The organism is Sinorhizobium fredii USDA 257, from assembly GCF_000265205.3.
Classification (GTDB): domain Bacteria; phylum Pseudomonadota; class Alphaproteobacteria; order Rhizobiales; family Rhizobiaceae; genus Sinorhizobium; species Sinorhizobium fredii_B.
Window position 1 is genome coordinate 3,919,118 of sequence record NC_018000.1, and the last position, 17,790, is coordinate 3,936,907.

Consider the following 17,790-nt stretch of genomic DNA (forward strand, 5'->3'; position numbering starts at 1 on the left):
CGATCAATTCGCCCACCATCGACGGCTGATGAGTCCCACACGGAAACTCAAACACCCCGGCTTGTCAGCAGTGGAGGTTGCGGTCGTGAACTGGCCGCGCTTCGCGCCGTTGGCACCAAGGATCTCGAGCATTCGCCCTGGTTGACGATATCTGATCGGGCTCCCAGCGGTCGGTCGATACGTCTCATCGGCCCTGCCAAGGTCTTCAAAGGGCTCAATCGAGCCGTTCATCGCGTACGCACCGTAGTCCGCAACGGGTCGAGCGCGGAAGACGGGCTATGCGACGAAGGAAACGTTTACCTGACACACGTCTAACAATGAACCGCCTATACAGCCGAAATTATACACCGGCCACTTGGGGCCAGTCGAACATGATTAACCTCGAGGAGCTTCTTCCGGCGCATCATGTCGGCGCCGTCGCCATAGGTTGGGCGGCCGAACTCGTGTCCCATCAGGTCGGCCTGCATGCGATCCGAGCAGCCAACATTCTCAATGCGATCCTGGAAACTGTGCCGCATCGAATAGATCGTATGGTCGGCGGACGGCATCAGCGATGCGCCTCGCACGACCTTGTTGATCAGCGCCGAGGCGTGATCGGCCTTGTCCTGGTAGCGTTTGAATCCTTGGGGACGGCGGTTCATTGCCCAGAGCGACACCCCGACGAGCGGAATGCGGCGAATCGAATACTCGGTTTTTTGACGCCGATCCTCGCGATCGGCAACCTCGACATGCGGCACGTCATCTTCGAGGCGGATATCCTGCGGCCGCAGATTACAGACCTCTCCGAGGCGCAGGCCAGTCTCCACCATCGCATAGACGATATAGCGAGCGTCGTCATTCATCGCGTCGAGCGCGCCTGGTGCCAAAATTTTCTGACGAATCCAGGAAATGGGGAAGGGGGGCGCCTGTTCAGCTTGGTCGCGTTCGTTTCCTTGATGCGTCTTTTCCCATGGCAAATGAAAATCGCTATGCAACGCATTGTCGGTCACCGACAGCATACCCATTATGTCGCTGAAGCAGCGGTTCGCGCTGTAGGCGGTCAGGCCCTCCTTAGCAATCTTGGTCGTCCACCAATCGCGAAGCCTCAGGACATCCTTCCTGCGAATGATCGCTAACTCCATGTCGCCGAGCTCTTCGATCGCGTAGCGGATCGCCCGCTCGCGCGACGTCCTATGCTTCCTTAGCTGATCTCTGGACATTCCAGTGAGGCCGCCCGCATTATGACGTTCGTAGAGTGCCCAAATGTTGCTGAGGCGCGGTGAGGGCTCATCGACAAGGCCGAGGATCGCCGCCTCGACTGCTGGGTGCTCTCTCGCGATCGAGAGGCGCTCGTGCAAATCGGCATAGGGCATCGTCGCCAGTTCGGCGGCGGGCATGTAGGTATAGCCGAGGGAGTGAACGATTTTAACCGCCGCCTAGTAGCGCGCGAAAGCATGCTCGTTATTATTTCCGGCGAGAAGCGCGCGCCAGAAGTTCTCAGCCGCCTCGTGCACTTGCTCTGCCCGCTCCAAGGCCGTCTTCAGGTCCTTCGTCTTCAGCGACTTCTTAACGTGGGCCCGCTTATCGAGATGGGCGACAACGGTCGGAACACGGCGATAGTAGCGGTAGATGCCGCTCGCTGGATGTTTCACAACGTAACGTGAAAAATCATCCGACCTCATCGGATGCCGGTTCTCCACTGCCTTTGTAGGCCTAAAAGTACCCAAAAAGTACCCAGAATGGAAAAATCTAATCGTACTCCACGGGGCTTCACGCGTACGCATGTCACGGTAAGTCTTTGAAGATGCAAATTAAAAAGGCCTGCACTATGAGGTGCAGGCCTTTTCTGAAACTGGCTCCCCGGGCCGGATTCGAACCGGCGACCTATCGATTAACAGTCGAGTGCTCTACCGCTGAGCTACCAGGGATCATCTGCGCCGCAGAAGTGAGGCTGCTAATACAAATGCTTTGTCGATTTGCCAAGCGGTTTTTCAAAAAAATCTACGGTGCCGGTTGCGGGCCTGTGGAGAAAGCACCAACTGTTGGGAAGTTGGATGAAAGAGGCGTGATGACGAACGGCGGCAAGAAGAGGTACTTCGGCATCGATCCGCAAACGCGTCAAATCGTGCTCGGCAAGTGGCGGATCCCGTTGCCCGACTCGCCTGTATTGCGGATTTTGATCGGCTCGCTACTTGTTGTTTGCGGTCTGCTCGGCTTTCTGCCGGTCCTCGGCTTCTGGATGGTTCCGCTCGGCTTGCTCGTCCTGTCCCACGACATTCCTGCAGTGCGCCGTGCCCGCCGCAAGCTCGCCGTCTGGTGGGCCCGTCGACGGGGAACGCAGAATTCATCGGGGAAGTAGGCCACGCTCCGCAGCGACGCCGATTGAAACGCCATAAATCGCAGGCACCAACGGTGCCGCCTTGCAGGCTGTTCAAAGCTATTTGCGAATGTCCTTTTTAGACCTCTCCCTCTTGCGCTCCACATGGATTCGTTTTAAACGCCCGCCATCGCTCGATTTTCCGAGCACGAGAGGCCTCGTGGCGGAGTGGTGACGCAGAGGACTGCAAATCCTTGTACCCCGGTTCAATTCCGGGCGAGGCCTCCAAACAATTCCCTAAATATCACCGCTCAGCGCGATCGGTTTGAATCGCGCCGAAGGCCGGACATTCGAAAACGCCGGGTCGGCCTATCGCCCGCACCGGTCTACGCCTTCTCGACGTTCTCCGCCATGGCGTTCGCGTTCGCGCGCGAATGGCCGGCTTCCTTGATGATCTTTCGAGCCTGTTCTTCGGTGAGCTAGGGCTGTTCCGCAGCAACGCGGCGACGATCGCGCCCCGGGGATTTCCTGACCTCTGCCATGTGCTTCCTCCGACTTTCGCCGAATGACGGCGCCGAAGGAGGTAAGTTCCGTCTGTTGTGGCAGTGGGAACGACCGGGGGCTTGCCGGACGTGAGCGGTTCCAGGCAAAAGATAGTTCGGTGGTGGCCCTGCTATTTGCGCCCGAGGCAGACGAACACTTAGCAAGTCGCCAAGACTGCCCAAGCCGCTCAGTGATAGCGCCGCATCAGGCCGACGAGTTTGCCCTGAATCTTTACCCGGTCGGGACCGAATATCCGGGTTTCGTAAGCCGGATTCGCGGCCTCGAGTGCGATCGATGCGCCCTTGCGGCGGAATCGCTTCAAGGTTGCTTCCTCGTCGTCGATCAGCGCCACGACAATGTCTCCCGGGCTGGCGGTGCTCGTGTTTCGGATAATCACCGTATCCCCATCGAGGATGCCCGCCTCGATCATCGAATCGCCCTTGATTTCGAGCGCGTAGTGCTCGCCATTGCCGATCATCTCGACCGGTACGGAAATTTCGTGGGTGTTGTTCTGAATGGCCGAAATCGGCACGCCCGCGGCGATCCGCCCCATGACGGGCACCGTCATGGACGCGCTGTCGACCGGCGTCGGCGCAGGCTTCGGCGCGAGCGGGGGCTTGCCCAGGCTGCCCTCGATGACGCTCGGCGAGAAGCCGCGTCGCGGCTGAGAGGGAGCCGAATAGGCCTCGGGCAGTTTGATGACCTCGAGCGCACGGGCCCGATTGGGAAGCCGGCGAATGAAACCGCGCTCCTCGAGCGCCGTGATCAACCGGTGGATGCCCGACTTCGACGCGAGATCGAGCGCATCTTTCATCTCGTCGAAGGACGGCGGGACCCCGGATTCCTTCATCCGTTCGTGAATGAACAGAAGCAATTCCTGTTGCTTGCGGGTCAGCATGCGCGTCACTCCAGATTCGCGAAACAAATCAAGAACAGAAACTATCCGTTCCATATGTGTTCCGCAAGCACTTAATATTCCGTGAACTTTAGCCGGGCGTCGAGGCGCGTCGCGGCAACCGGGAGCATTGCCGGACCGGAGTGACAAAGTGTTGGCGAGAGGCGCTTTCGGCGCAGCGTCGCACCTCGGGCGAACGTCCTCTTCGTCCGGGGGGACCTGCGCGTCGGCCTGACGAGCACTTCCTAGTAGGCGAGACGCAACCCGCCGGGGCTAAGAACGTCGAAATCAGGTTCAGGATAGGGGCCGTACCATTGGGTGTAGGTTGTGTTGCCCGTTGCACCCGTCGAAGCGCATCCTGAAAGTGTGAGAAGCGTGATTGCAGTGACGGCGATCAGAGATTTGAGGGGCATGATGTTCTCCACTTCCGGGAGTTGCCGATATGCAATGATGCCAGTAGCTAAGTCTCTCTCAAATCACGGTCTTTGGCAAGCGAGGGCCGATGCCAGAAGCCCGTTTCGGTCCGTGTAAACGCTGTGCCACCACCCTCCAGGGCTCCGGCCGGCGTTCCTTTACTTTCGGGACAGGCGATCGCGGCAGGTGAGGCGCGAATGCAGTTTCTGGTGGTGTTCCGGCGAGGGAAATCCTGGTGGAGTCGAAGGGAGTCGAACCCTCGACCTCCGCAGTGCGATTGCGGCGCTCTCCCAACTGAGCTACGACCCCAGCAAACCAAAGTATATAGGCGGATTTCACCGCCTTCGCCAGTCCATCCTTGTGCCGGGACGACCGCATGTTTTCCTAAAGTTGGGGTCGAGAAGGGTACGCGCCGCGGCGCCCGCTTCTTCACGGGATGAGGATTTGCTCGAGTGTCGCGGCATCCTCGAGAAAGGCGGCCGGGTCGTCATTGGCGACGAATTCCAGCATCGCAAATCGCCGCCCGATCCAGCGAGACCGCGGAAGGGCGGAGAGGATCGTGCGCCAGTAGTCGGCCGCCGACGCCAAGGGAAAGCGGTTACGCTCCCGGTCCCAGGCGAAGACGTGGACATGGGACACATGCTGACCGACCCGCGCGACCTCGGCGAGCGCCTCCTCGACCGCGAGCCCGGGCCGCGGCTGCCAATAGAGATAGACATTGTCGTGGGCGATCGCCTCGATCAGGCGGCATGCCGAATCGGTCGTGTCCGTCAGGGATTGCGGATGATATTCCAACGACACGGTCACCTCGTGCCGCGCGGCCTCGGCGCCCATGTCGCGGATCGCATCTGCCGCAGCGCGTCTCTCAGCGGCGTTGTAGTCCTTGGAATCGCGCCGGCGCGTGCCGGGCCAAATGCGGATATTCGAGGCTCCGAGCGCGGTCGCACTTTCAACTGCGCGCACGAATTCGGAAAGGTCGTCGGTCGGTGGCGCGACGTAGGAGCCGTAGGATGTCGTCAGTCCAGCCCTTTTGCTGAGGCGCCCGACAATCCGGGCTATGGATGTCTTCCCGGGAGGAACATGAGCATCCCCCGCCCATTCGGCTGCGGCAATCCGGGCTTCTCTGGCCAGCTCGACAATTCTGTCCGGGGGCAAGCTACGGAAGGTGACGGTGCAGAGGCCGGCTTCGAAATTGCTCATGCCATGCGCTCCAAGTCGCTCTTGTGGATCTCGAATAGCAGCGGCCGATCCTCAAGAAAACGCTCGATTTCATCGACAGCCATTTCGCCGAGACGTGTCCTTTCGAGGCCGACGGCGCCGGCGATGTGCGGGGTCAGGAAAACGTTCGGCAGATCATAAAGAGGCGACGCATCTTCCGGCACCTCGGGATCTGTGACGTCGATGACGGCGTTGATCGCGCCCGTCTTCAACCTGTCGATGAGCGCGGTTTGATCGACGAGCGCCCCCCGCGCCGTGTTGATCAGGGTTGCCCCGTCCATCATCAAGGACAGCCGCCGTGCGTCGATCATGTGCCTCGTCTCGGGCAGCGCCGGCGCATGCAGCGAGACGATGTCCGAGTTCGCCATCAACGTATCGAGTTCAACTTTTTCCCCACCGAGGCCGGAAGCGCATTCCTGCCCGACCAGCGGATCGTAGAGCAGCACCCGATAATCGAAGGGGCGAAGGAGGTCGATCACCCGTCTTCCGATCCGCGAGGCGCCCACTATGCCGATCGTGCGGCGATAGTTTCCAATCGCCTGTCCCTGCAGGATCAGGGTCCGCTGGCGTCCTCTGTCGGCGGCATAGAGATCGCGGAAGCGAAAGACCTGCTTGCCCGCAAAAATGATTGCCGCGAGCGTGAACTCTGCGACAGGCACGGCATTGGCCACGGCCGCATGGCTCACGGTTATTCCCGCATCAAACACAGTCGTGTCGATCAGGCCCTTGACCGTTCCTGCCGCATGGACAACGAGGCGAAGGCGGGGCGCCGACCGAAGAACGGCCGCATCGAAGCGTGGAGCGCCCCAGCCGGTTACCAGGATTTCCGCTTCGGCGAGCAACCGCTTCGACCGGCTGTCGCCGAACACAGTCATCGGTTGCGGATCGAGTATGCGCGCAAGACCGTCGACCCGCGCGAGAAGTTCCGGCGTCAGGACGTGTTCCGTCCTTTCGGGCTGCATCGCAAAAGCCAGCGCCGGGCGGGTCATGGCTTGCGCCCCGGCGCCTGCATGGCACTGACGGTCACGCCTTGCTCCGCGATGGCGCGCAACGCGGCGATGTCCGGGGCGGCGGGCGGAACGTCCCAGTCGCTCGTTACGGCCGAGATGTCGCGAACCGCCAGGACGGCACAGCGAAGAATCGTTTTGCCAGCGGGAATCGTAGCCCGCAGTTGCGGTATCAACGTCCTTGCGGCGATGAGGTTGGTATTTGGTGGCGCCTTCTGCGCCAGACCTTGGCGCGCGACCATCGAGCCGAGGTCGCGAATTCCGCTGAAATCCTCTTCCCCGATGGCATAGGCCTCGCCTGTCGACGCGGAAAGCGTGTCGGCCTCGAAGTCTCGTCTGGCGATGGCAAAGCCGCCTTCGGCTGTTTCAAGCGGCCTCGGAGTCGTGATCCGGTGCACTCGCACATGCCAGGGTGAGGCCGGCAGCAGCCATGTCTCAACGACAACATCCGGCCAGGGCAACCACCTGGAAAAGAGCACATTGCCATCAAGCCGCGCCTCTTCGTTGGTCTCGCGCACGCGGTAATGAATGCCGTCGTCACTGAAAGCCAGCATGGAATCGAAGGCCCCGCCGGCAAAGGCCCGTTCGTCGCTCTCGACGCTGAAGCCGTAGCGCGTCGAATAAGCGAATTTCGCATATTTTTCCGAGCCGAAGCGCATCTGCCGGTTCTCCTGGCCGGAGGAAAGCGCCACGACGTCACCCTTGCAAGGCATCATCACCATGCCCGGATGACGGAGCGCAACCGTTTCGGAGGGCGGTGAAGGAGGCGTTTCCGTGGAAGTCCAGAACGGATGGTCATTGTCCACTGCGAGCGGCAGGAAGGCCTTGAACGCCCAGTAGGGCGAGCCCGCCGAATTGTAGTTTTCCGACATCAAGAGGTTCGGATAGCTGTAACCGATCGACAGCACGCCGTCCCTGTGCGTCATCGGCTTGTCGGCCCACCATCTGAGGTGGCGAACACAAAGCCCCTTGATCTCGCCCCAAGGCAGCGCCTCGAGATCGGCGAAGGCCAGCGCCGACCAGAAACCGGCGCAGGCGAAGCGATAGGTGAGGCTGCGGCCAAAGGGGACGGTTGCTCCATCCTCGGCGAACCAGTGACGAAAATCCTGAGCAAAGGCGAGGGCGCGCTCGCGATAGCGCTTGGCGTGGTCATCCTCGACGAGGCGCGAGTAGATGAGGCTATAGAAATGCATCGCGAAGGGGATGTAGTGATCGACGCGCGGCACATTGCCGTCCCGATACCACCCGTCCGCAATGTAGAAGCCATCGAGCTCGGAGAGATAGGCATTCGTCAGGCTGCGGTCGTATTCTACGCCCAGGCGATCGAGGGCGATGTCGACCAGGATGCGGAAGAACTTCCAATTGTTGTCGGCGTAGTCGAATTTCCGCGCATGCAGCAGATAGGCGACAAGATTGTCCCGCGCCCGGCCGTTCAGCGGGTCCCATAGTTTCTCCGGCACCAGGGCAAGCGCGAAGCCGAGGGCGGCGAGTTCGACCATGCGCTGGTCGCGGTTGTTCACCTTGCCCCAGAATTCCGGATGGTTCGGATCGGTGCCGTTGGCGATGCCTTCGGCATAACGGTGCCAATGGGGGAAATCGCCGCCACCGGCGGCAAACGGCGCAAGGCCCCACAGAGGCCTCGCGAACCCCTCGAGATCGGCAGCGGCCCGATCGAAGTGGGCGGCCGCAGCGTCAAGGCGCACGCGCGCATTTCCCTCGGAAAAATAAGGCAACAGCGGATCGAAGAGGCCCAGCAGGGCGCGCTGCATGTCGCTGCGCGTTTCGAGTGGATTGGTGGCGAGCGGATTGGCACTGGCGGGATCATAGGTCATGGGCGCTGTCTCTGGTCCAAGCTTCCGCCGGGCACGGGGATCACCGCGTGAGACACATGCCGGGCGGGCGCCTCCCGATGATGGAGACGGAAATGCATCATGCCGATCGCCTCGCGACCAAGGGCGACGCGGTCGACACGCATCGTCGCAAGCCGGGGATTGGCCATCTCGGCGCAAGGCAGGTCGTCGAAACCGATGACGGCGAAATCCTCGGGCACGCGCCGGCCGATCTCCGTGACCGCCTCGAGAACGCCAACGGCGATAAAGTCGTTCATGCAGAACGCGGCGGAAAATCCGCCGTCCTCCGCGAGCGCGGCGAGCGTTGCCGCATGCGCCTCGACGCTGGAATTGCTCTCGAACGGCAGGCGGATGACGCGCGCTTCGCCCCCATCAACCGCGGCGACTGCCGCCTCGAAGCCGCGAACGCGCTCGCGGATCGTGTGCCGATGCGATCCGGTCAGGTGCAGTATGCGGCGATGGCCTGCATCGATTAACCGCTGCGTCGCCGCGTAGGCGCCGAAGAAGTTCGCGGGCGAGACACCGTCGAAACGCATCTGCACATCGGTGCCATTGACCAGAATGACAGGGGTGCCACTGTCCTCGAGCCATTTGCAAAGGACATCGGCCGGATCGATCCCCACCAGGAAGAGCCCTTCTGCGCCGACGGCCTGGAGGTGCTCGCGCACAATTTCCGGCGTCGCTTTCGCCTCCCGGACAAGGCGAATATCGAACGGCATGCCCAATTTGGCCGCCTCGGAACGTAGGCCCTCGACGATGCCCTCATAGAAGACGCTGAGCCCTCCGGTCACGCCATTGCTCGCAATCAGAGCCAGTGCTCCCGGAACCGAAGGCGCCTTTATCGGATAGCCGAGGTCGCTCGCAACCTGGAGGATCTGCCGGCGAACGTCCTCGCTGATGCCCGGTTCGTTCGCAAGGACGCGCGAGACGGTAGAAATGGAGACCCCGGCGCGGGTTGCAATGTCCGCTTGCCGGAGCCGTTTGGAAGATGTGTCTGTCATATCGCAAACATCGCGCAATCAATGCAAATTTGCAAGATTAAAACAAATTCTTGCAAAAGGTAGTTTCTTGCATAAGCTTGCCCGACTTGGTTCCGCCCCGCGCTGGAGGAGAGCGCGAGGCAACGACAGGAGGAGAACGGCATGCTACTCAATCGACGCACATTCCTGCTCGGGTCGGCAGGCACGGCCGCCGCCGGCATCGCGCTCGGGGCAAACTCACCCTTCGCGGCCGAAAACGTGCAGCTACGCGCCATGTGGTGGGGATCCAATGATCGCTCGAAGCGAACGCTGAGCGTTGCCAAGCTGTTCCAGGAGAAGAACCCGGACATATCGGTTGTCGGCGAGAGCCTCAGCGGCGACGGATACTGGACCAAACTCGCCACCCAGATGGCCGGCCGCGCGATCGCCGACGTTTTCCAGCTCGAGCCGAGTACGATTTCCGACTATTCCAAGCGCGGCGCCTGCCTCGCCCTCGACCCGTTCATCCCATCGACATTGGACGTCGATGCCTTCGGCAAGGATGTGCTGAAGCTGACGACGGTGGATGGCAAACTCTGGGGCGTCGGGCTCGGCCTCAACTCCTTCGCATTGTTCTATGACGCCGACGCCTTCGCGAAAGCAGGAATCACGCCTCCCGGGGTTGATACGACCTGGTCCGAATATGCCGACATTGCGATCGAGATGACCAAAGCCGCCGGCAAGAAGAACGTGTGGGGCGGGCCATACGGAGCCCGCTATGCCTATGTCTTCGACGCATGGCTCAGGCAACGCGGAAGCAGCCTCTACACGGAGAGCGGCCTCGGTTTCGGCGTCGATGAAGCCAAGGAGTGGTATGCCTATTGGGAGGATCTGCGCAAGCGCGGCGGTACCGTCGGCGCCGATATCCAGACGCTCGATCAGAACACCATTGACACCAATTGCCTGTCGCTCGGCTACTCGGCCATGGGCATGGCCTATTCCAACCAGATGGTCGGCTATCAGCTCATCATGAAGAGCAAGCTCGGCATCGGCATGTTGCCGCGCGCCGAAAAGGGCGGACCTTCCGGCCACTATTATCGCCCGGCCTTGATCTGGAGCATCGGCGCGACGACCAAGCATGGCGAGGAAGCCGCGAAGTTCATCAATTTCTTCGTCAACGACCCGGAAGCCGGCAAGATCCTCGGCGTCGAGCGCGGCGTGCCGATGTCGCGCAAGGTGCGCGAGGCAATCCTGCCGTCGCTCAACCCGACGGAAACGGAAACAGTAAAATACATCAACGCGCTGAAGGACCAGGTGGGCAGCTATCCGGCGCCCGCACCGCTCGGCTCGACGGAGTTCGACCAGCGGGTGCTTCGCCCGATCGCCGACGAACTGGCCTTCGAACGCGTTTCGATCGCGGACGCGGCGACCCGCTTGGTCGAGGAGGGCAAGGCTACGGTTCGCGCCGGCTGACACCCAATTAGCAGATAGTCGCGGCGGATCGGGGCGGTCGCTCCGACCGCCACGCCTACAGCTCGCTCACTGTTCGCCGACAGTTTCCCTCCAGCCTGACAGCCACTCGTTGAAGGCAACCGATGCCGGGGTCCCCGCGGCGATCGAGATCTCGTAGGCTCCGACGATCGGATTAACGCCGGGGCACAAAGCGACCAGCTGTCCCTCCCGCAACGCTCGTTCGATCAGCGCGGGGCTCGCCTGGCCTATGCCGAGGCCGGATATGCAGGCGTCGATTGACGCTTCGTCGGTGTCGAAGGCGATGCTGCCCCCACGCGGTTTGAACGCCATCTGTGCTGCGCCGCACCAGCGTTGCCATGACCAGGCATCCGCCGTGTCGAGCAGGAGCGGCAGATCGAGGAGGTCCTGCGGCTGGACATGGGACCCCGATCCGCTGATCAGCAGCGGCGAACAGACGGCAATCGACCTGTCGAGCAAGAAGGCGGACGGGAAGTCGGCTTCCGCCGTACCGCGCCTATAGGTGATGACCACGTCGGGCACACCGGTCGCACCGAGTGCCAGCGACTCGATGATGAGATCGACGTTCGGATTTTCATGACGGTACGAGCCGAGCCGCGGGATCAGCCAGCGCCGTGCCAACGTTATCGGCGCCTGTATGACCAATCGCGCCCGATCGGGCTGCAGCGCGCGCGTACCGTTTTCGATCGTCGCGAGGGCGGCGCTGACATGGGTCAGGTATTGCCGCCCGATTTCCGTCAGCGAAATCGCATTGTGGCTCCGATGAAAGAGCAAGACACCGAGCGCGTCTTCCAGCGCCTTGATTTGTCGGCTGATCGCGCCCGGGGTGAGGTTCATCTCGCGTGCGGTGAGTGTCAGACTGCCAGTGCGCGCGGCGCTCGCGAAGGCCGGCAGGGTCGCAAGCGGAGGTAGTTTGAAGCGCTGCGTTTGAGAATTTCTCATGCCGGACTGAAAATCTTTCGCTTGCAATTAACTTGACCATGACTATCCAGATTCCGGCCTGACAGCAACGGATATCTGAAAGTCGCCAGCTTTGAAGACCGTACAGGAGATCGCGCAGCCTTCTCGCGCCGCATGTGAGCCGCAGGGGCCAGATTGCGCGTCACGCAAGCGCCGCCCCTTTGACCGAGTGTCCGTTTCTGAACCCAAGAATTTCTCATCCGGAGAGACCGTCATGTTTCCGAGCCTCACCACTTTCAAAAATTCGGCCGTACTCGGCCGCCTTTTTGCTGCAAGCCTCGCACTCTCCGCTTGTATCGCGGCCCCATCGCACGCCGACGACGCCTTCAACGTCATTGACGACCGCGGTGTCGCCGTCGCCGTCCCGGTACAACCGAAGCGAATCGCTTCGGTTTCTTATTTCGCCGCAGATGTTGCGCTGGCGCTCGGCATCAAGCCGGTCGCCGCCACCTATATGGTCGAGGGCAGGAGCCCTGATTTTCTCGGTGGCCATCTCGACGGGGTGAAGCAGATCGGTCAGCGGGCGACGCCCAATCTCGAGCTTCTCGCAGAGGCGAAGCCGGACGTCACGGTTGCCATCCGCCGCTATACGGAGGGCAACGCCGATCAGTACCAGAAGATCGCGCCTTATCTTGCCTACAGCCTCGAGCTCTTCGCCGATAGCGACCGGACCATCGGCCAACTCGCAACCATCCTAGGCGATACCAAGCGCGGGCAGGAGTTGAACGCCGAGTTCAAGGCCGATCTCGCGTCGTTCGGCGAAAAGGCGCCGAAGGACAAGCATCCGCGCTTCGTGGTGATGTGGGGCGGCGATACCCCATGGGTTTTCCGTTCGGAAAACATGACGGCAGCGATCCTCGTCGCCCTCGGCGCGGAAAACATTGCCGGACAAAACCCGACCCCGTCGGTACCGGACAACTGGGGCATGGAGATGAGCCTCGAAGCCATGCTGGAGAAGGACCCGGAAGTCATCTTCGTCTATGACTACGGTCCGGATCGTCCGCATGAAAACAACCCGATCTGGCAGCAGCTCTCGGCCGTCAGGAATGGACGGGTCCACTATGTCGGCGATCACTGGGTCGAGGCGCATGGGCCGATTGCTCGCGAGATGGTTCTGCGCGAGGCAGCCCATTTCCTCTATCCGGACGTTTTTCCGGCCATCGATGTCAAGGTCGAGGCCCGCAAGATCATCCCGCGACAGTGAATTGATCAGTCGATGGCCGCGAAAGCGGCCGGGCCAAACCGGATATGCCTGCCGTGCCGCTTTCCCGTCCCACCTTCCGCCAGGCGTGCCGCATCGGCGCGCTCGCTATGCCACTGTCCGCAGTGCAATTGGCCCAGGTCGCCATTTCCACCACGGACATGATCATGCTGGGCTGGGTGGGCGGCTCGGCGCTAGCCGCCGGGGCGCTCGGCTTTACGCTGTTCAATCTGCTGCGCACGATGGGGTTCGGGCTCATCGTCGGCACGTCGAACCTTGTTGCTGAAGAAAGTCGTGTCGGCATGTTCCGCGCGCATCTCCTCGCGGGACTTGCCATCGCCACCGGTGCGGCCGTCATCGGCGCGCTGGCTTTGATTGCAGGCGGCTTTCTTCTTCACGGGTTCGGACAGGACGAGAATGTCGCAGAACTTGCAGCGCGCTATCTGCTCTTCGTGGCCCCGGGCCTGTTCCCCCTGTTCTGGTTCTACGCCTACCGTGGCGTGGTCGTTGGTGGCCGGCGCGCCACTCTGTTGCTCTCGATCACCCTGGGCACGGTTGTGGTAAACGCGGTGCTTGACTACGGCTTTCTGTTTGGCGCGTTCGGATTGCCCTTCCTCGGTGTCCCCGGCGTCGCCGCGTCGAGCTCCATTTCCTATTTGGTGCAGTTCCTCGCAATCGCTTCGATGACCCACGGAACGACCCGTTTCATCAGGGAAAAATCCGCAGCCGAGATCGGTTCGTCAGTAAGGCGAATTCTGAAGATCGGAATGCCCACCGCGGGATCCTATGCCTCCGAAGCGGGGTTCACGACGCTCATTGTCCTGATGGCAGGCACTTACGGGGCGGCGGCGCTTGCGGCGCACGCGGCCGTCAACCAGATCATCTATGTCGTCTTCATGCTGTCGATCGGCCTTTCGCACGCCACATCCATCGGCGTCAGCGAAGCGATCGGCGCGCGCGACGGCTTGTCTGCGCTCGCTGCCGGTCGCAGCGGCCTCTGTCTAGGGCTTTCGATCGTGTCGGCCTTTTCAGTCCTGTTGCTGCTTTTCCCATCCGAGGCCTTGGCTCTCTTTTCCATAACGCCGCAGGGCGACCCTCGTCTGCATCAAATCGCAACCGGGCTTCTGTTCGCAGCGGCGTTTTTTCAGGTTTTCGATTTCCTGCAGAACATCGCCATCGGAGCGGTCCGGGGTATCGGCCGCGCGGGGCAGGGGTTCTGGATCACGATCGGAAGCTACTGGATCGTTGGAGCTCCGACAGCATGGCTGGTGGGCTATCATGTCTACCCAGGCATCTTGGGAGTCTGGATCGGCATGGGCGTAGGACTGGCCGCGGCAGCGGCGGGCATGGTGTTCCTGTTCGAGCGGGGCGTTATTCCCACTACCGCCGCGGAACCAGCCCGATGAAAGACATTTCCCGCTCGGCTCTTTTGACAGTGATCATCTCGGCAATAACCTTTGCCGTCGCGATGCTCGGCCTGCTGATCGGCGCAAAGCCGATGACGCTTGCACAGGCCTTGACGGCGGTCGCTTCGCCCAATGATGGGACCGATGGCATCATCGTCTGGACCCTTCGCATGCCGCGCAGCATCGCCGCTTTTCTCGCTGGCGGCGCGCTCGCCGTTTCCGGATTTCTGCTCCAGTCGATCACCAGGAACCCGCTGGCGGCCCCCGACCTGACCGGCGTTTCATCGGGCGCCGTCGCCGCGATCGTCAGCACCTTCGTCTTCTTTCCGGCCATATCGTCGTTCTACTACCCGGCGATCGGCATGGCCGGCGGGCTCGCGGCAGCCTCGATGACGATCTGGGTTGCGCGCGGCGCTCGGGCGTCGCCGCTCCATATGGCGCTCGGAGGCATCACCGTTGCCTTGTTCCTCAACGCGGTCACGACCTACGTGCTCCTCAGGGGCGGCCCGCAATCCCCCTCGGTGCTGTTTTGGCTGTCGGGAGGCTTGCAGGGCAGGTCCTGGCCGCAGATCGTCTACATGTTGCCTTGGATAGTTTCCAGTCTTGCGGTGGCGCTCGCCAGTCACCGGGTCATCGGCGTGTTGATGCTCGGAGACGAAGCCGCTGCCGGCTTGGGTGTCAATCTGTCGATCTGGAAGCCGGTGCTGTTGCTCGCAGCGATTGGGCTCGTGGCCGGCGTCACGCCGGTCGCGGGGCCAGTCGCCTTTGTGGGCCTTGCGGCGCCGCATCTAGTGCGGCTCCTGCGTCCGCAGGACAGCTTCTCGTCGATACTGCTCAATATCGCCATCGGCGGCGGCCTGCTCCTGACAGCCGATGTGGTGGCACGCTCGGTTGCGGCGCCGCGCGAAATTCCGGTCAGCATACTCACTGCGCTGATCGGTGGTCCGATCTTCATCTATCTGGCGCAGCGTCGCGACATCTCGATCGGCAAGGGAGCAATCGAATGACTGTTGCTCCCGTCTCCGATGCAAATCGTTTCGGCAGCAGGGAGATCGCCGGCCTGATCGCGGGCGCTTTCGGCCTCATCATTCTTTCCGTCTTCTTGGGCGTCGTGGATCTGCCCGCTGCGGAGATCATGGCGGTCCTGACCGGGCAGGGATCGGATCAAGGAAACCTCATCATTGCCACGATCCGTATCCCGCGGATCGTCACCGGCATTCTCGCGGGCATGCACTTCGCCGTTGCCGGCATGTTGCTGCAAACGATCACCCGCAATCCGCTTGCAGATCCGACGATCATGGGAATTTCACAAGGCGCGACGGTCGCGGTGACGATCTTCCTGTTCTTTGCCGTCTACCGCCTGAACTCGGATTCCAACACGCTTTACGCCTTGCCAGTCGGCTGGCTGCCACTCATAGGATGCGCAGGCGGGCTCCTCGGGGGCGCCCTGATCTATGCCCTGGCGCTCGGCAAAGGTTTGAGCGCCTTGAGGCTGACGCTCTGCGGCATTGCGATTGGGGCCTTCCTGCATGCGATCGCCATGGGCATCGTGGTTGGCTGGGGCAGCGCCCGCATCGAGATTGTCATGCAGTGGCTTTCCGGCAGTCTCTATGCCCGAGGCTGGGAGCATGTGCTGTTTCTCCTGCCGTTCACAATCGCGGGCCTGTTGGCTCTTCCTTTTGTGCAGCGCCCACTCGCCATGCTCCAGTTCGAGGAGGATGCGGCCCGCTCCTTCGGTCTATCCTATCGCCTGTGGTTCAGCCTTGTTCTTGCGGTTGCCTGCATGCTGGCGGCAAGTGCGGTCGGTGCCGTCGGCCCGCTGATCTTCGTTGGACTTGTGCTGCCGCACATGGCGCGCTTCGTCGCTGGCCGGCATTTCCATCTCGTTCTGCCGCTCTCCGCGCTCGTCGGTGCGGTGCTGGTGACGGCGGCCGATCTCGCTGGACGCCTGGTCGGTGGCCCGGAGGAAATCCCCATCGGTGTCGTCACCGCCTTTGCCGGTGCGCCCATTCTCCTAACGCTGTTGCGACGTCACCAGTGAGGCCCGCCATGCTCCTGTCCGCCAGAAACATCACGGTTCGGTATGGCGAATTGACCGCTCTCAACGATTTTTCCATCGATGTTGCTCCCGGCGAGATCATCGCGCTCATCGGGCCGAACGGTTCCGGCAAAAGCACAGCCCTCCATGCGCTTGCCGGTCTCAACCGACCGTCATTGGGAAGCGCGATGATCGAGGGCCGTGGCGTAGGCCAGTGGAAGAGACGGGAGCTGGCGAAAAGATTGTCCTTCCTGCCGCAGGCGCCGCTGTCGCCGGAGAACATGACGGTCGAACAGCTCGTGCGGCAGGGGCGCTTCGCCCATCTGGGCCTCTTCGGAGGCTTCTCCTCCCGAGATCAGCAGGCGGTCTCGTGGGCATTGAAGCAGACGGGATTGGGCGAACTCGCTGAGCGGCGCCTCGATGCGATATCTGGCGGGGAAAGACAACGCGCCTGGATCGCTGCCGCCCTCGCGCAGGAAGCGAGGATACTCCTTCTCGATGAACCGACATCCTTCCTCGATATCGGTCATCAAGTCGAGGTTCTCGAGCTGGTTTGCCGGCTCGCGCGAGAACGCCAGGTGGCGGTCGTCCTCTCCATCCACGACCTCAATCATGCGATGGCGATCGCTGACAGGATCGTTCTCATGACGAGCGGCGAGGTGCGATTCACCGGCGATGCAACCGCACTTGCGCGAAGCGGACTGATCCAGAAGGCCTTCCAGGTCGAAGGTGAATTCATGCTTGCGCCCGCTGACGGTAGGCCACCCCATTTCCAGGTCCGAATCGCGGCCCGGAATGATTCAGCGGCTGCTGCGTGAGAACGGTCTCGGTCGTCCGGCCGCTCAGGCCTGGAGGCGGGTAAGGAATTGGGCGAATACCATCGTGCCTTCCGGCCATGGCCCGTGGCCGGATTCGGTATTGATGTGGCCCGCCTCGCCGGCGTCGATGAGCATCGATCCCCAGGCATTGGCGATGTCGCCCGCCTGCTCGTAGGAGCCGAAGGAATCGTTGCGGCTGGCGATCACAAGTGATGGAAAGGGCAGCGGGTCGCGCGGATAAGGCCCGAAGGTCATCAGATGCTTCGGGCGGATATTCGGATTGGCGACGTCGGGCGGGGCGACAAGAAAGGCGCCCGCAATCTTCTTCTTGCAATGCGGGAGCGCATGAACGGCAGTGGCGACGCCCAGCGAGTGGGCGATGATCACCACCGGCTTCGTTGCGGCATTGATTTCTTCGATCATCCGCGCCACCCAATCCTCGCGCACCGGCTTCGACCATTCCGCCTGCACGACTCGACGCGCGGTCGACAGCTTCCGCTCCCAACGGCTTTGCCAATGGTCCGGTCCGGAATTGGTATAGCCCGGAACGATGAGGATATGCGCTTCTGAAACCTTCATGATCGCCGCGATTTGGCGACGAAAAGAGCCGAAGTCAAGGCACAGGCGACAAGGGTTGCATTTTCTGTATAATCCGAGATGGCGGTCGCGGTTCGCATCGGCCATCTTCTTGCCG

The 17,790-nt window shown here is 61.8% G+C and carries 15 protein-coding genes, 3 tRNA genes and 1 pseudogene; 8 read left to right on the forward strand and 11 right to left on the reverse strand.

Annotated elements, in window-relative coordinates; translation table 11 throughout:
• Window positions 1-340 precede the first annotated feature (340 nt).
• Both USDA257_RS38835 and USDA257_RS18335 read right to left on the reverse strand, forming a co-directional pair.
• Window positions 341-1,661 (reverse strand): annotated as a pseudogene (locus tag USDA257_RS38835) (DUF6538 domain-containing protein).
• A gap of 171 nt (window positions 1,662-1,832) precedes the next feature.
• Window positions 1,833-1,907, reverse strand: a tRNA-Asn gene (locus tag USDA257_RS18335).
• Window positions 1,908-2,047: 140 nt separating this feature from the next.
• Here USDA257_RS18335 and USDA257_RS18340 point away from each other — a divergent pair.
• Together USDA257_RS18340 and USDA257_RS18345 are read left to right on the forward strand one after the other, a co-directional pair.
• Window positions 2,048-2,338 carry a hypothetical protein gene (locus USDA257_RS18340; RefSeq protein WP_041414389.1) on the forward strand — a complete coding sequence of 97 codons (291 nt, stop codon included), beginning with the start codon at window positions 2,048-2,050 and terminating at the stop codon, window positions 2,336-2,338.
• 172 nt (window positions 2,339-2,510) lie between these two features.
• A tRNA-Cys gene (locus tag USDA257_RS18345) sits at window positions 2,511-2,584 on the forward strand.
• A gap of 442 nt (window positions 2,585-3,026) precedes the next feature.
• Here USDA257_RS18345 and lexA read toward each other — a convergent pair.
• From lexA to USDA257_RS18375, 7 genes are all read right to left on the reverse strand, one after another.
• The gene (gene lexA, locus USDA257_RS18350; RefSeq protein ID WP_041415398.1) at window positions 3,027-3,737 is read right to left on the reverse strand and encodes a transcriptional repressor LexA; all 711 of its coding nucleotides are present in this window, start codon (window positions 3,735-3,737) and stop codon (window positions 3,027-3,029) included.
• Window positions 3,738-3,979: 242 nt separating this feature from the next.
• Complete coding sequence (locus tag USDA257_RS37180; protein WP_014764444.1) at window positions 3,980-4,147, reverse strand: hypothetical protein; 168 nt, start codon at window positions 4,145-4,147, stop codon at window positions 3,980-3,982.
• 234 nt (window positions 4,148-4,381) lie between these two features.
• Window positions 4,382-4,457 (reverse strand) — tRNA-Ala (locus USDA257_RS18355).
• Window positions 4,458-4,577: 120 nt separating this feature from the next.
• Window positions 4,578-5,348 carry a sugar phosphate isomerase/epimerase family protein gene (locus USDA257_RS18360; RefSeq protein WP_041414391.1) on the reverse strand — a complete coding sequence of 257 codons (771 nt, stop codon included), beginning with the start codon at window positions 5,346-5,348 and terminating at the stop codon, window positions 4,578-4,580.
• Window positions 5,345-6,355, reverse strand: a complete 1,011-nt coding sequence (locus USDA257_RS18365; RefSeq protein WP_014764445.1) for a hydroxyacid dehydrogenase — start codon at window positions 6,353-6,355, stop codon at window positions 5,345-5,347. The genes USDA257_RS18360 and USDA257_RS18365 overlap by 4 nt, the downstream gene beginning before the upstream one ends.
• Window positions 6,352-8,205, reverse strand: a complete 1,854-nt coding sequence (locus USDA257_RS18370; RefSeq protein WP_014764446.1) for a DUF2264 domain-containing protein — start codon at window positions 8,203-8,205, stop codon at window positions 6,352-6,354. The genes USDA257_RS18365 and USDA257_RS18370 overlap by 4 nt, the downstream gene beginning before the upstream one ends.
• Window positions 8,202-9,224 carry a LacI family DNA-binding transcriptional regulator gene (locus tag USDA257_RS18375; RefSeq protein WP_014764447.1) on the reverse strand — a complete coding sequence of 341 codons (1,023 nt, stop codon included), beginning with the start codon at window positions 9,222-9,224 and terminating at the stop codon, window positions 8,202-8,204. The genes USDA257_RS18370 and USDA257_RS18375 overlap by 4 nt, the downstream gene beginning before the upstream one ends.
• Before the next feature lie 141 nt (window positions 9,225-9,365).
• Between USDA257_RS18375 and USDA257_RS18380 the strand changes: the two genes are divergently transcribed.
• Window positions 9,366-10,655 carry an ABC transporter substrate-binding protein gene (locus tag USDA257_RS18380; RefSeq protein ID WP_014764448.1) on the forward strand — a complete coding sequence of 430 codons (1,290 nt, stop codon included), beginning with the start codon at window positions 9,366-9,368 and terminating at the stop codon, window positions 10,653-10,655.
• A gap of 66 nt (window positions 10,656-10,721) precedes the next feature.
• On the opposite strand, the gene USDA257_RS18385 is transcribed toward USDA257_RS18380, so the two are convergent.
• A complete protein-coding gene (locus USDA257_RS18385; protein ID WP_014764449.1) occupies window positions 10,722-11,615 on the reverse strand; it encodes a LysR substrate-binding domain-containing protein in 894 nt (297 codons plus the stop codon).
• Between the two features lie 232 nt (window positions 11,616-11,847).
• Between USDA257_RS18385 and USDA257_RS18390 the strand changes: the two genes are divergently transcribed.
• The 5 genes from USDA257_RS18390 to USDA257_RS18410 are packed head-to-tail and all read left to right on the forward strand — an operon-like array spanning window position 11,848 to window position 17,096.
• A complete protein-coding gene (locus USDA257_RS18390) occupies window positions 11,848-12,837 on the forward strand; it encodes an ABC transporter substrate-binding protein (RefSeq protein WP_014764450.1) in 990 nt (329 codons plus the stop codon).
• A 44-nt stretch (window positions 12,838-12,881) separates the two neighbouring features.
• Window positions 12,882-14,240 (forward strand): MATE family efflux transporter, encoded by a 1,359-nt coding sequence (locus tag USDA257_RS18395; RefSeq protein ID WP_014764451.1) that lies wholly within the window; start codon window positions 12,882-12,884, stop codon window positions 14,238-14,240.
• Window positions 14,237-15,247, forward strand: coding sequence for a FecCD family ABC transporter permease (locus USDA257_RS18400; protein WP_014764452.1), 1,011 nt, complete (start codon window positions 14,237-14,239; stop codon window positions 15,245-15,247). The genes USDA257_RS18395 and USDA257_RS18400 overlap by 4 nt, the downstream gene beginning before the upstream one ends.
• Window positions 15,244-16,281: a FecCD family ABC transporter permease gene (locus tag USDA257_RS18405; protein WP_014764453.1), complete on the forward strand. Its 1,038-nt coding sequence runs from the start codon at window positions 15,244-15,246 to the stop codon at window positions 16,279-16,281. Before USDA257_RS18400 ends, USDA257_RS18405 begins: the two co-directional genes overlap by 4 nt.
• An 8-nt stretch (window positions 16,282-16,289) precedes the next feature.
• Window positions 16,290-17,096 (forward strand): ABC transporter ATP-binding protein, encoded by an 807-nt coding sequence (locus tag USDA257_RS18410; RefSeq protein WP_014764454.1) that lies wholly within the window; start codon window positions 16,290-16,292, stop codon window positions 17,094-17,096.
• A 24-nt stretch (window positions 17,097-17,120) separates the two neighbouring features.
• On the opposite strand, the gene USDA257_RS18415 is transcribed toward USDA257_RS18410, so the two are convergent.
• Window positions 17,121-17,675, reverse strand: a complete 555-nt coding sequence (locus tag USDA257_RS18415; protein WP_041415402.1) for an RBBP9/YdeN family alpha/beta hydrolase — start codon at window positions 17,673-17,675, stop codon at window positions 17,121-17,123.
• Between the last annotated feature and the right edge of the window lie 115 nt (window positions 17,676-17,790).

Excerpts from the sequence above, each read along its gene's own strand:
- USDA257_RS18340 (WP_041414389.1), top strand. The coding sequence starts at position 2,048 with ATGACGAACGGCGGCAAGAAGAGGTACTTCGGCATCGATCCGCAAACG.
- lexA (WP_041415398.1), bottom strand. The coding sequence starts at position 3,737 with ATGCTGACCCGCAAGCAACAGGAATTGCTTCTGTTCATTCACGAACGG.
- USDA257_RS37180 (WP_014764444.1), bottom strand. The coding sequence starts at position 4,147 with ATGCCCCTCAAATCTCTGATCGCCGTCACTGCAATCACGCTTCTCACA.
- USDA257_RS18360 (WP_041414391.1), bottom strand. The coding sequence starts at position 5,348 with ATGAGCAATTTCGAAGCCGGCCTCTGCACCGTCACCTTCCGTAGCTTG.
- USDA257_RS18365 (WP_014764445.1), bottom strand. The coding sequence starts at position 6,355 with ATGACCCGCCCGGCGCTGGCTTTTGCGATGCAGCCCGAAAGGACGGAA.
- USDA257_RS18370 (WP_014764446.1), bottom strand. The coding sequence starts at position 8,205 with ATGACCTATGATCCCGCCAGTGCCAATCCGCTCGCCACCAATCCACTC.
- USDA257_RS18375 (WP_014764447.1), bottom strand. The coding sequence starts at position 9,224 with ATGACAGACACATCTTCCAAACGGCTCCGGCAAGCGGACATTGCAACC.
- USDA257_RS18380 (WP_014764448.1), top strand. The coding sequence starts at position 9,366 with ATGCTACTCAATCGACGCACATTCCTGCTCGGGTCGGCAGGCACGGCC.
- USDA257_RS18385 (WP_014764449.1), bottom strand. The coding sequence starts at position 11,615 with ATGAGAAATTCTCAAACGCAGCGCTTCAAACTACCTCCGCTTGCGACC.
- USDA257_RS18390 (WP_014764450.1), top strand. The coding sequence starts at position 11,848 with ATGTTTCCGAGCCTCACCACTTTCAAAAATTCGGCCGTACTCGGCCGC.
- USDA257_RS18395 (WP_014764451.1), top strand. The coding sequence starts at position 12,882 with ATGCCTGCCGTGCCGCTTTCCCGTCCCACCTTCCGCCAGGCGTGCCGC.
- USDA257_RS18400 (WP_014764452.1), top strand. The coding sequence starts at position 14,237 with ATGAAAGACATTTCCCGCTCGGCTCTTTTGACAGTGATCATCTCGGCA.
- USDA257_RS18405 (WP_014764453.1), top strand. The coding sequence starts at position 15,244 with ATGACTGTTGCTCCCGTCTCCGATGCAAATCGTTTCGGCAGCAGGGAG.
- USDA257_RS18410 (WP_014764454.1), top strand. The coding sequence starts at position 16,290 with ATGCTCCTGTCCGCCAGAAACATCACGGTTCGGTATGGCGAATTGACC.
- USDA257_RS18415 (WP_041415402.1), bottom strand. The coding sequence starts at position 17,675 with ATGAAGGTTTCAGAAGCGCATATCCTCATCGTTCCGGGCTATACCAAT.